The 12,171-nt window shown below is 43.2% G+C and carries 9 protein-coding genes and 1 pseudogene; 9 read left to right on the plus strand and 1 reads right to left on the minus strand.

The window, feature by feature from the left end; translation table 11 throughout:
* The first annotated feature begins 321 nt into the window (after window positions 1–321).
* From SynBMKMC1_RS01395 to SynBMKMC1_RS01435, 9 genes are all read left to right on the plus strand, one after another.
* Window positions 322–1,047: an NAD(P)-binding protein gene (locus tag SynBMKMC1_RS01395; protein WP_186472460.1), complete on the plus strand. Its 726-nt coding sequence runs from the start codon at window positions 322–324 to the stop codon at window positions 1,045–1,047.
* A gap of 255 nt (window positions 1,048–1,302) precedes the next feature.
* Complete coding sequence (locus tag SynBMKMC1_RS01400; RefSeq protein WP_186472461.1) at window positions 1,303–2,136, plus strand: hypothetical protein; 834 nt, start codon at window positions 1,303–1,305, stop codon at window positions 2,134–2,136.
* 264 nt (window positions 2,137–2,400) lie between these two features.
* Window positions 2,401–3,306 (plus strand): hypothetical protein, encoded by a 906-nt coding sequence (locus tag SynBMKMC1_RS01405; RefSeq protein WP_186472462.1) that lies wholly within the window; start codon window positions 2,401–2,403, stop codon window positions 3,304–3,306.
* Between the two features lie 204 nt (window positions 3,307–3,510).
* A complete protein-coding gene (locus tag SynBMKMC1_RS01410; RefSeq protein ID WP_186472463.1) occupies window positions 3,511–4,671 on the plus strand; it encodes a glycosyltransferase family 4 protein in 1,161 nt (386 codons plus the stop codon).
* Between the two features lie 69 nt (window positions 4,672–4,740).
* Complete coding sequence (locus SynBMKMC1_RS01415) at window positions 4,741–6,300, plus strand: hypothetical protein (RefSeq protein WP_186472464.1); 1,560 nt, start codon at window positions 4,741–4,743, stop codon at window positions 6,298–6,300.
* Between the two features lie 78 nt (window positions 6,301–6,378).
* The gene (locus SynBMKMC1_RS01420) at window positions 6,379–7,341 is read left to right on the plus strand and encodes a glycosyltransferase (protein ID WP_222930373.1); all 963 of its coding nucleotides are present in this window, start codon (window positions 6,379–6,381) and stop codon (window positions 7,339–7,341) included.
* Window positions 7,342–7,408: 67 nt separating this feature from the next.
* Window positions 7,409–9,058 carry an aldolase catalytic domain-containing protein gene (locus SynBMKMC1_RS01425; RefSeq protein WP_186472466.1) on the plus strand — a complete coding sequence of 550 codons (1,650 nt, stop codon included), beginning with the start codon at window positions 7,409–7,411 and terminating at the stop codon, window positions 9,056–9,058.
* A gap of 5 nt (window positions 9,059–9,063) precedes the next feature.
* Window positions 9,064–9,756 (plus strand): cytidylyltransferase domain-containing protein, encoded by a 693-nt coding sequence (locus tag SynBMKMC1_RS01430; RefSeq protein WP_186472467.1) that lies wholly within the window; start codon window positions 9,064–9,066, stop codon window positions 9,754–9,756.
* Window positions 9,753–10,430: an HAD family hydrolase gene (locus SynBMKMC1_RS01435; RefSeq protein ID WP_186472468.1), complete on the plus strand. Its 678-nt coding sequence runs from the start codon at window positions 9,753–9,755 to the stop codon at window positions 10,428–10,430. Before SynBMKMC1_RS01430 ends, SynBMKMC1_RS01435 begins: the two co-directional genes overlap by 4 nt.
* Before the next feature lie 217 nt (window positions 10,431–10,647).
* Here the strand turns inward: SynBMKMC1_RS01435 and SynBMKMC1_RS01440 are convergent.
* Window positions 10,648–12,106: pseudogene (locus SynBMKMC1_RS01440) on the minus strand (IS5 family transposase).
* Window positions 12,107–12,171: the final 65 nt, after the last annotated feature.

The raw sequence follows: 12,171 nt of genomic DNA on the forward strand, positions 1-12,171 counted from the left end.
GCTTGCGAATTTAATTTGTTTACGCGCATTAATTTTAATATTTTGTAGTTAATGCTGTATTAAAGCTTATCAAGTCCTATGTAAGCAATGTCGCTAGTGGCAATCCACAAAGAATCTAAGTATTCTGTCTATGCGAGTGAAGTAAATACTCTAAAGGCGGCTCTTTAAATGTTGGCGCATTGCCTTATAGACCTTCGGAAGTTATGAGTTTTGTTCCTTCCATGGAATCGCAATATCTCTAGCTAAACACATATCTATTGTCCAAGGCATTGCTTTTGCCTCTTTTGCAATTCACAACTTCTTATTATTCTTTTTAAATTTATGAAAACATTGATTCTTGGAGGTGGTCTTGCTGGACTAAGTTGTAGTTATCATCTTGGCCATCAGAATTGTCAAATAATTGAAAAAAAACCTTATCTCGGTGGCCATGCCACGTCATATTCACGTGACAATGCATTTTGGGATGAAGGTCCCCACGTTTCTTTCACAAAAAATCCCTATGTAAAAGATTTATTGAGTGATTCCTCATCCTCTGAAATTCTAGAGTATCCAACAGATGTAGGAAATTATTATCAAGCTCATTGGATACCACATCCTGCGCAATCAAATTTATATGCACTACCTCATCCATTAGCTAGTAAGTGTTATGAGGATTTTCTTTCTCAACAGAATCACAATAAACATTCTAAAGAACCTTGTGATTACCAAGAGTGGTTAGACCAAGCGTTTGGTAGAACTTTTTCACGTACTTTCCCGCATGCTTATACAAAAAAATATTGGACCTGTGACCCAGTTAATCTTTCAACTGACTGGGTTGGCGGAAGAGTATTTCGGCCTGATTTCAAAACAATTAACGATGGATATCAAGGTAAACCAAAAGAAGGAACACATTATATAAATTCTGTTCTATTCACTAATTGGAACAATACTCATGTTTTTAATGATTTGGAGCGGCTTTCGTTGGCGGGTCGATTTGGACAGTGGAAATATTTTTGGAGTGATGATTGTTTATTGGGAGGTCAACAGTTATCCGGTGCGCTGAACTGAACAGTATTTCTTCTTTAATTTTATGAAAAGCCTTATTGATCTAAGACATCGATCCTTTTGCTTTCTTTATTTCGTTGTCGGTCAATCAACTTGAGTGAAATGATTAATTATGGGTTAGTTTTAATTTCAAAAGAAAGTTTTTAAAATATATTTCTTGATTTAATATTTGCCCCATAAGTCTGCACTGTATCATTCAAGTAAGCCATATTCTAATAATATATAGTATAGACATCGCTAAGTTACTTTCTGATTTCCATGTCTGCAGTTTTTCGTTCTTTTGATAAAAAGAATAAAATGTCACTCAAACAAAGAAGATCGCAATTCTTCCATTCTATCGCTGATAGATTTCAGAGCTATTATAGGGATAGTATAAGGTTTCATGATTTTAATGAACTTAGCTCTAGGAATAGGTTAAAGAATCTTCTTATCCTGCCAACAGAAGCATTTGGAACTCTATTATTTGATTATTGCGAGCCAAATTTTGATATATTGACTTATTCTTACAATGATTCAACGCATGAAGCAGCAAAGAGTTTCGCTTACAAAGATTCAACGATTGGTCATTTAGCATTTAAAACTGAGTTCTATGGTGAAAGCTTGAAGTGTATAGTAGCAGATATACACAAAAGGCCCTACGATCAATTTTTAGTTCTTAATGGTGATGTTATGGTTTCATGGCGTGATTTAAATACATGTTTTTCGATGGCAGCTATGCATTCCTTAGATGTATTTCAACCATCAATGTCTAGAGATTCATTCTATACGTATAATCATCTGCTTAACAAACCAGGCTATTTCTTAGAGAAAGTAGATTTTACGGAAGTAATGATGCTGGGCTTAAGCAAGAGATTGCTAAAAGAGTTTGCAGCATTAGATGTTTTTAGTATAAGTGGTTGGGGTATTGATAGACTATTGTTACCAAAACTCATTGCTGATCATGGCTTTAATCCGCCATCTGTGATTCATGCTTGCATAGCGAAGCATTGTAAGCCCGTAGAAAGTGGTAAAATAGTGTTTAGTAATTCAAAGACAGCAAAAGAGGAGTATGATGACCTTGATAAATTGATTAAATCAAATACCATCGAATAGTTTAATGAGCTGTTATAAATTTGTTTATACCAACAAATCAGTTTATAAATTCTATCCATCTCTCCTCGTTAGTTGTTAATAAATTAGTATTAGTTTCCCTCTTTTTGAGTAATAGCATTCTTGCTTGTTGGCTACATGGTAAAATTATCCAGCAATCTTTTGTTATCCTTGGCTTAATTGTTCGCTTGCATTACTAGCTTCTTTTTTAATGTATACATCTAGAATCTTGACTTTGGGTCTACATAACAAAATTAGGAAGTCATTATGAAAATAGCTGTTCATATTCTATGCTACAACGTAAACACTTTTCTTCCTCATGTGGTGGCTAACTGCCACCCTTATGTTGAAAAAGTCTATCTTGCCTGGTCTCCCCACTCATGGGGTTACGGTCAAAGTGTTATTGAGAACCCTACAAATATTTATTCTTACAATCTCCCGGTCCATTTTCCCAAGTGTGAACTTGTTATCGGTTCTTGGTCTAATGAACAAGACATGAGAAATGCATGCTTAAACAAGGCACGTGAGGATGGATTTGATTGGCTTATTATTCAAGATGCTGATGAGTTTTATACAGAGTCTTCATGGAAGACTATTGTTCGCGTCTTATCTCAATTGCCTCAGGAAGTAAATCTTGTTAAATCAACTTGGCTTAACTTTTGGAAGCACCCATCAATTATATTGGTTAATCACGATGGTCAGACAAAGACACCAAACGCGGGCTTTGCACTCAGATTGACCCCCCAAGCTCGTTTTATCGATCGACGTCTGACTAACTATTCGGGATCTGATAGTGAAGCAGTCCTCGATGTTCCATGCTTTCATTACGGGTGGGTATTGAACGATGAAGAAATTAATTTAAAGATTAGAACTTGGGGGCATGCTAACGACTTCAATCATTCCCTTTGGTACGAGCTTAAATGGAAGAGATGGTCTCTTGCTACGCGGAATTTAAGACCAGCAAACCCATGCTCTTGGCCCAAAGCGGTATTTTATCTGGGAGAGCTGCCCACTTTTGTGCATGATATATTTGGTCCAGAGTTGGCGATTCCTTCCCGTTCACTAACTCCAAAGATTAGTTCATTCCGTCTTATAATCAAGGAGTTTTTCTACGATCTAGAAGCTAAGTTTAAATGGCTTAAATACTTTATTAGGAATACATATTTGAGATAATGTTTGCCTTGTTGTCTTAAGTTATTACTGCCTCATTTGTGTTATTTTTTGATGATTACCATTCTAGCAAATCCATTATTCTTTCTTGTGAATCTTCTGCCATGCCTCTCCTTAATTAGTGCCGGCTTACGCTCTCTGCATCGCTTGTGCTGAGACTTCTGTAAGTGTAAGTTTTTTGCATTACTGATAGGTATTAACAGCATAATGAATGTTACTCAGGTATCGATTGGACGCTTCCACCATTTTCATCTTGCACGGCAGCTTGAAAAGCGTGGGTTGCTAAACGCTATCTATACGGGCTATCCACGCTTTAAATTGGCTGACGAGCCAGGCATTGCCACGCACAAAATCCGCACTTTCCCTTGGCTTCAAGCCACCTATATGGCTCGTGGCCGGATTGGGCTTAACCGCTCCGCCTGGCTCAATCGTGAATGGGCTTGGTGGGCCCATGAAACGCTTGATCTCTACGTTGCCAGCCAACTGAGGGAGGCATCGATCCTGATCGCCCTTTCTGGTTCTGGCCTTCATGCCGGACGCAAGAATCAGCAGCTGGGCGGTATCCACATCTGCGATCGTGGCTCTTCCCATATCCGAGTGCAGGAGCAGCTGCTCAAGGAGGAATACGATCGCTACGGCACCTGCTGGCGTGGCATCGATCCCCGCTCCATTGCCAAGGAGGAAGCCGAGTATGAGCAGGCCGACTTGATCTCAATACCCAGCCAGTTCTGCTACGACAGCTTTATGGATCAGGGAGTTCCAACGGAGAAGCTGCACAAGATCAACTACGGTTCTCGATTAGAGCGTTTCTATCCGGAAGCTTCTTCTCGTAAGGATAGAGGAGAGTTTCGTGTTTTGTTTGTGGGTGCAGCAGGGCCTCGGAAGGGATTTATCGACCTAATTGCTGCATTTGAACAACTCAGCCATCCAAATAAGCAGCTGATGCTGATTGGTAGTTTATCCCCAGAAGCGGAGCAGATTCTTTCTCGAACTGATTTGACGCATATCAAGGTTTTGGGGTCAGTCCCTAACACACAGCTTCGCCAGTATTACAGCGAGGCTTCAATTTTCGTACTTCCCAGTATCGAAGAGGGTTTGGCCATGGTCATCGGTGAAGCAATGGCTTGTGGTTGTCCTGTGATCGCTAGCACCAATACCGGTTCAACGGAGCTGATCACAGATGGGGTTGAGGGATTTATTGTGCCGATTCGGTCGCCTGATGTGATCTCTGATCGTTTGCAACAATTAGCTGATCAGCCTGAATTACTTAAAAGGATGGGTGATTCTGCTTTGGTTCGCGTTCAACAGCTCGGTGGTTGGGATGCTTATGGAGAGTCATGGCAATCAGTTATAAACCAATTCTCATGAAGGTTTTTTTTTGATTTCCATCAACTTCTAATTTTACTCGATCACTTTCAAATCATCATCCAGTCTGATTTGGCTTCTAGCTTTAGGCGAATTTCACAAATTCGGCAATTTTTACTCATCCTGCCATGGATAGGTTTTGCGTTTCAATGCCTGCTGAGTCAATCTGGCGAAAACGTGATCTCTGCCTTTCTGGCAGCTAGCGGTTCATTTCTGGTTTTCTTTGACGCTGTTCGCTCCCAGCGTTTCTATTGCTATCCCTTATCCACAATTGTTGTTATCGGCTTTGGCATAACTCTGCAGTTGGGGCCATTGCTGTTCACTGCGCTTGAGGGGCATCCCATCATCTACAACCTCTCTGTTCCTGTCGCCACGTTTGGCCATTCAGTATTGAGTAGCCTCATCTGCCTATTGGCCCATGCCATTTATAGGCGGTCCAAATGGCTCCTTTATGTACGTAAACGTGCTCAGGGCATCTTTCATCAGCTGCAGGTGTTTAGACCCTTGAGCACAAATGAAGTGCTTATCATGGGATTGTTGGGTCTTTTTTCGCTTGGTTTTAGACAATGGTTGCCAGCTATTGCGGGAGCGAGCATTGTACTCACTAAATTCATTCAAGGCTTTCAATTTTTTTCCATCATCCCCATAGCTTTTTTCTTGAAGTATTTGTGGAGTCAAGAGCCGGTCACTTCCTCGATATCTTTCCGGAAGAGCCTGCTGATTCTTCTTGTATTCATGGCGCTTATTGTTTTGGTGGGCTTGGGCCGAAATTCCAGGTCAGCCTTTGTTGTTCCATTGGCTTGTTTATTTCTTGGATTGGGATTGGAATGGATCTACGGTCTAATCAAACTTCGCCTAGCTTCTGTTCTGGCTATTGGCTTGGCTTTTGTTCTTATCTTGCCCATTGTAACTGATTTGGCTACGGCAATGATTCTTGTGCGAGATCAACGGAGGAATATTTCTGCTGCTGAGCTTTTGACTTACACCTTAGATTCCTTTCAAAATAAGGATGCTTTAGCAGAGAAGCGTTTTATAGATCGTAGTACAGGAGCGGATTGGGATGAAACTTACATATCAAATATCTTTTTAGCTCGTTTTGCAAATGCTAAGTATCCTGATAATTCGCTCGAAAATGCAGCAAGACTTTCATCCGCTGCACGTGATGAAATGGCCTCCTATCAAGGACTGATGCTGTTGTCTACTTTGCCTACTCCTCTTCTTTCGTTGGTAGGTGTATCCGCGTCTGAAAAACTCGAAATTAATTCCTATAGCGTTGGGGATAAGCTTTACCATTTGGCGTCTGGATCCCCATATGCATTAGGTGGTTTTCGTGTTGGACACTTCTCTGGTACCGGCATGGCTGGTTATGGATTTGCTTATCTAGGTCTTCTCCTTGTTGCCATGGTGTTAATCTTTCCATTAGTAGATTCTCATGCGCTCACGACTGTGCATGGATCTGTACTTTCGCCTCAGATTTCTGTAGTGGCGATAACTCAGCTTTTCGCGTGGCTCACCATATCAAATACAGGATCAGTGGTTTTACTATTGGCCTTCATATTGCGTGGATTCATTCAGCCAGTGTTACTATTTGCTTTAGTTCATTGGCTATTATTCCGGATTAGAGTTTCCTGAATGGACCCACTACCTCGAAGAATTCTATTTATTGGTTCCAACTCTACATACTCAACTTCACGACATCGTGCTGATGCGTTGCGGCGTTTGGGATGCGAGGTTGTGGTTTTGGATCCCGCTTTTCTTTTAGGTCCATTAACCCGTTTCGAGGCTTTTCTGCATTATAGAACGGCTTACTTTTTCTTACAGAAAAGGTTGCTTAGATGCATAAAGCTGTCCTCTGAATTTCATGCGCTATCGGTTGATTTGGTTTGGGTTGATAGCGGCGAGTTGATTGGTCCTAGAATACTTAATTATTTTCGCCAATATATTTCTTGTCCTTATGTCTTGTACAACTCAGATGATCCTTCTGGTGCTCGTGACGGAGTAAGATTTTCCAGCTTGAGGTCAGCTCTGTCTTTATATTCGTTATGTGTTTTCCTTCGGCCGGAAACTTCTTTAGATGCATTGGCGTTAGGAGCCCGCCGCGTTTTGACAGTTCATTTTAGCTATGGAGAAAATCTGCACTTTCCTTTTCAATCCGAGAAAAATCAGGACCTCATTCCTGTGGTTTCTTTCGTTGGCGCAAATATTCCTGGTGAATTTCGTGATTTTTTTTTACAGCAGCTAATTCATGCTGGAATTCCTATACGATTGATAGGTAATCATTGGTCGAAAAGTCGATACTGGAACGAATTGAAGCGTGTATATAAAGGGCCTAGCCTTAGTGGTGAGGCCTATTCCGAGGCCCTTGGCAATGCTGCAGTTACTCTTGGGTTTCTTTCTCATGGAAATAGGGATCTTGTCACGCGTCGCTCGTTCGAGACAACAGCGTGTGGTGGTCTTTTCTGTGCGGAGCGAACGTCTGTGCATCAATTGCTTTATGAGGATGGTTACGAAGCAGTCTTTTGGGATTCTGTAGATGAATGTATACTGAAGTGCAAAACTCTCTTGAATAAACTTGAAAAACGTAATAGCATCTGCAGGAATGGATCAATACGCGTGAAAGAGCTTGGAGCGGGAAATGAAGACGTTTGCCGTCAGATTCTAGCTAGCATTTAAGCTTTAATTCAAAGTAAATCAATAACATTAAAGTTACTTTTTTGAGCCTTCTTGTTGGGTAATTCTTATGAATTCAAATTTAACATCATCTGATCAGTTCACTGTTTTGGACTGTACTCTCCGAGATGGAGGCTATTACAACTCTTGGGATTTTCCAGTTGATCTAATCGAAGCTTACCTCGTAGCGATGAAAGCAGCTCAAGTTGATGTGGTTGAGTTGGGTTTTCGTTTTCTAAGGAACGAAGGATTTAAGGGAGGTTGCGCTTACACAACGGATGATTATCTTAATGGTCTTTGCATTCCATCTGGCTTAAGAGTAGCTGTAATGGTGAATGGTGGAGACCTCTGTACTGAAATTGGTTGCACCGATGTTCTAGAGCGTTTGTTTACACAGTCTGCAACTGACTCTCCAGTAAATATGGTGCGCTTTGCCTGCCATTTTCACGAATTTCCAAAGGCATTACCAGCGGCCGCTTGGCTTAATGAGCGCGGATATGAAGTTGGTTTTAATCTGATGCAAATCGCTGATTGCAGCCACAAAAAGATTAATGAAATTACAGCTATGGCCAGCGATTTTCCACTGGATGTACTTTATTTTGCAGATTCCATGGGATCGATGATTCCAGATGATATATCGCGCGTGGTTGGTTGGCTTCGAGAGGGATGGCAAGGCGAACTAGGTATACATACGCACGACAATATGGGCATGGCTCTGGCAAATACTTTGCGAGCCCAGGCAGAAGGAGTGAGCTGGCTGGATGCGACGGTCACAGGGATGGGAAGGGGCCCAGGCAACGCCCGTACCGAGGAGCTAGTCATCGAAGCAGAGATGATGCGCCATCGGAGTGCCAATTTTGTCCCATTGATGAATCTTGTTGCTCATATATTTGAGCCGATGAAAGCTAAGTACGGCTGGGGAACAAATCCCTTTTATTACTTAGCTGGAAAATATGGAATTCATCCAACCTATATCCAGGAAATGATTAGTGATACACGTTATGATGTTGAAGACATCTTGGCCGTGATTGACCATTTGTCCATTCAGGGTGCAAAGAAATACAGTGTTGATTCTCTCAATGGTGCTCGACAGTTTTATTCCGGCGAGCCGCGCGGCACATGGAGTCCTGCAGAGATGATTGCCCAACGTGATGTACTTATCTTAGGAACAGGTCCTGGTGTGGAGGCTCATCGCTCGGCTTTGGAGGCATATGTGCGCAGAGCTCAGCCCATTGTCTTGGCACTCAACACCCAATCAGCCATTGATTCGTCGCTGATCAACTTGCGCATTGCTTGTCATCCTGTGCGCCTTTTGGCCGATGCTGAAGCCTATAGCGACCTGCCACAACCGTTAATTACGCCAGTTTCGATGCTGCAGAAGCAACTCTTAGCTGAGTTGGATGGTAATGATTTGCTCGATTTTGGGCTTGGAATCGAAACGGGTGAGTTTAAATTTTATGACACATATTGCATAGTTCCGACTTCATTAGTTTTAGCATATGCTCTTGCCGTAGTTACTAGTGGGAAAGCGGCAAATATACTGATGGCGGGATTTGATGGTTATCCTTCTGGTGATCCAAGAAATGCAGAAACTGCAACTATTTTAAATCACTTTAGGAATTCAACTGGCCTTGATAGGCTTTTATCGGTCACTCCCACACGCCACAAGATGCGTTCGTGCAGTATATACTCTACTGAGATTTCCAAATTTTCCAATTAGAATCAATGAGTAATTTTATCACAGCTTTTCTCCCTTGCCGGGCCGGCAGCGAGCGTGTTTCAAAAAAAAATATTCGCCCATTCGCGTCTTGCGAACACGGATTAATTGAAATAAAGCTTTCTCAATTGATATCCTGTGAGGCCATTGACAAAATCATACTCTCTACTAATGATAATGAAATCATCAGCTACGCTGAGGCCCTTAAAGAGCCGAAGTTAAATATTCATAAAAGGTCGGAACTTCTTTCTGCTAATGGAACAAGTACAGATGATCTGATCAAACATGCTAGAGAGCTTGTTCCTTCTGGTCACATCTTTTGGACTCATGTTACTTCCCCCTTTGTAAACGCTTCTATTTGTGTAAAAATTATTGAATCCTACTTTCTTTCCCTTTCAAAGGGATACGATTCGTTGATGACGACTACTCCTTTTCGTGGTTTCTTGTGGAATGAACAGGGTCCTCTAAACTATAATCGTAATATTGAGAAATGGCCACGAACACAAACACTTGTGCCCTTACATGAAGTAAATAGTGCAGTTTTTATTGCGTCGAGCAATGTGTATGCTCAAGATCTAGATAGAATAGGCAAATCACCGTATCTCTATCAACTAGATCGGTTCACCGGTCATGATATTGATTGGGAGGAGGACTTTTTGATCGCCGAACAGCTTCTTAATGTAAATCTTGTTTCACTATGAATAAATATATTGGTACCTACTCTTCATTGGTTTTTGATTGTGATGGTGTCATTTTGAATTCCAATCACATTAAGACAGAAGCCTTTCGAGTTACTTCTCTTCCTTGGGGTGATGTCGCAGCAGCTGACTTAGTTGCCTATCACATAGCAAATGGAGGTGTTTCTCGTCATAGAAAATTTACTTATTTCCTAGAGACCATTCTTCCTAAGCGGGTTTCAACTGCTGTTCCTGGGTTTGATAGGCCAAGTCTGGATGAACTTCTTTTTAATTACGCGCAACTTGTTCATGGAGGTCTAATGAGTTGCTGTGTTGCTGAGGGGCTTGAGGAGTTGCGATTAAAAACTCCAGATTCAAATTGGTGTATTGTGTCTGGTGGCGATCAGGCTGAGCTTCGTGAAATTTTTTCTGCGCGCAACCTAGATCATTTCTTTGATGGGGGGATTTATGGAAGTCCTGATAACAAGGACACGATTTTGGCGCGTGAGATGGCTCTAGGCAATATCCGTTCACCAGCGCTTTTCATAGGAGATAGTCGCTACGACCACGAAGCTTCCAAGAGAGCTGGCCTTGATTTCGTATTTGTATCTGGATGGTCAGATGTCGAAGATTGGAAAAGCTATACATCATCTAATCGATTAGATTCCGTTAACAAAATAGCCGATTTGTTGTTGTAATAGTGAACCAATTAGCCGAAGGTCCTTAAGACTCTAGATGATTTTTAGCTGTGATGCTCTCTCTGACTAGGGCTTCCTGAGAAAGTGAGTTACAGGAGAGATGAAGCAGAACGAACTGGCCTGAGCAGCAATTGAGCGATCCTCAAGCCCCGTTCACCCGATAACTCAGCCCTCTGTTGTTAGAGCTCAAAGCCCGTACAGCAGAGACCATGAGTTGTCAGCAGAGTGCAAAGAAGAGATAAAGAAGCTCCAGCAGCTTCTCGAGGTTCATCACCAGCACATTCAGTGAAATCATTGAACCCTGGTTGATGGTGAGCTTCTCACGGACCAGACCCAATCCAAAGCGCCGCTTGCCTTGTCCAATCTTGCCTACTGCTTCGCAGAAGCCTTCGGCAACAACGGCATTTCTTTGGCGCTGGTCATCGATGAACTGCCGCTTCTCGGCGGCCACCAAATCAGGATCGTTCTTCGGCCGTCCCAGAGGCGGGCCGCTTCAACGGATTCGATGACGCTGACAGAAAGCTCGATTGGCGCGGGTTCGGTAGATCTGGTCAGCACAGATCACTTCCGGGTAATGACCGTGACGGCGGCGATAGGCCATTGCTTGAGCCTTGAGGTCTTCTCCTTCGTTATAGGGGTCGTAACTCAGGCGATCGAGGAAGGTGAATCCCTCGCCGGTGACAGAGATTGAAATCTACCGTAACCGGAAGCCCTTTGGGCTAGGGCTCCAAACTCAACATTGCAACGAGCTTTCCCACGAACAATCGGCCTGATATGGGCCTGGCCGAGACTGACGATGCGATCAGGGATGCTTCTGCTCTCTGAGTGATCGAGAATGGCCTGCTGGCGGACCAGCTCACTGACCACCAGCAACTTTTGGTAGATGTGCCGTCCAGCGGCCAGAAGGCAGCCGCCACAAGCGATCAGGGCGTCGATGCTCGAGAGATTTCGCTTCAAGTGGCCAAGCTGCTGCTTGATCGCCTTGCGTATCTTGTTGATACGGGGTCTCTTTTTCTTCTCAACAGCAAGAATCTGCCTCCTAGCCTGTTTGCGGTGCGTACGCGGCTTATGGCCAAAGCTTTCTCTGACCTGAGGATGCATCGCATCAATCAGAATCTCAGTCGCCTCCCTCGCTTCATTGAGCAGTGATAGATCTGTTGGATGACGGATATGTACAGGCGCGCAGGTGGCATCGATCAAAAGTGATCCCTGATTAGGCTGCTTCTGCGAGGATGATTTTGGCCGGCCTGCAGAACTGGTCGATCCACCACCACTGCCATTGATATCGCCTAGGCCCTGGGAATCGGATGAGCGAATCACTTTCAGGCCATGGAGCACAATTCGTTCATTGAAGTCATTCACAACGGCTTCCGGTAGGCGCTTGCGGAAATAGACCATCATAGATGAATCGAACGGCGACGAATACTGGAATGCTTCCAGGCCGATGAAGAACTGGAAGTATGGGTTTTCCTTGATCTGCTCGACCAGTTCTTCATCCGTGAGCCCAAGACGAGCCTTGATGATCAATGCACCCAGTGCCATTCGAAAGGGTTTTGCCGGTGCTCAAAGCCCTTGCAAAATTGCGCCGCATAGTCGTCCTCCAGCGCGTCCCACAGGATCAGCTCAGCCAGCTTGATCCAGCGATTGTCACCTGAGAGTTGTCCACCAAATGGCAGGAAGAAATCCTAGAACGAGAGCTGATGACGATGCTCGCGCCGATACACATCGAAAACTCCGGGCG

Origin of the sequence: Synechococcus sp. BMK-MC-1 (genome assembly GCF_014279955.1) — a bacterium.
Classification (GTDB): Bacteria; Cyanobacteriota; Cyanobacteriia; order PCC-6307; family Cyanobiaceae; genus Synechococcus_C.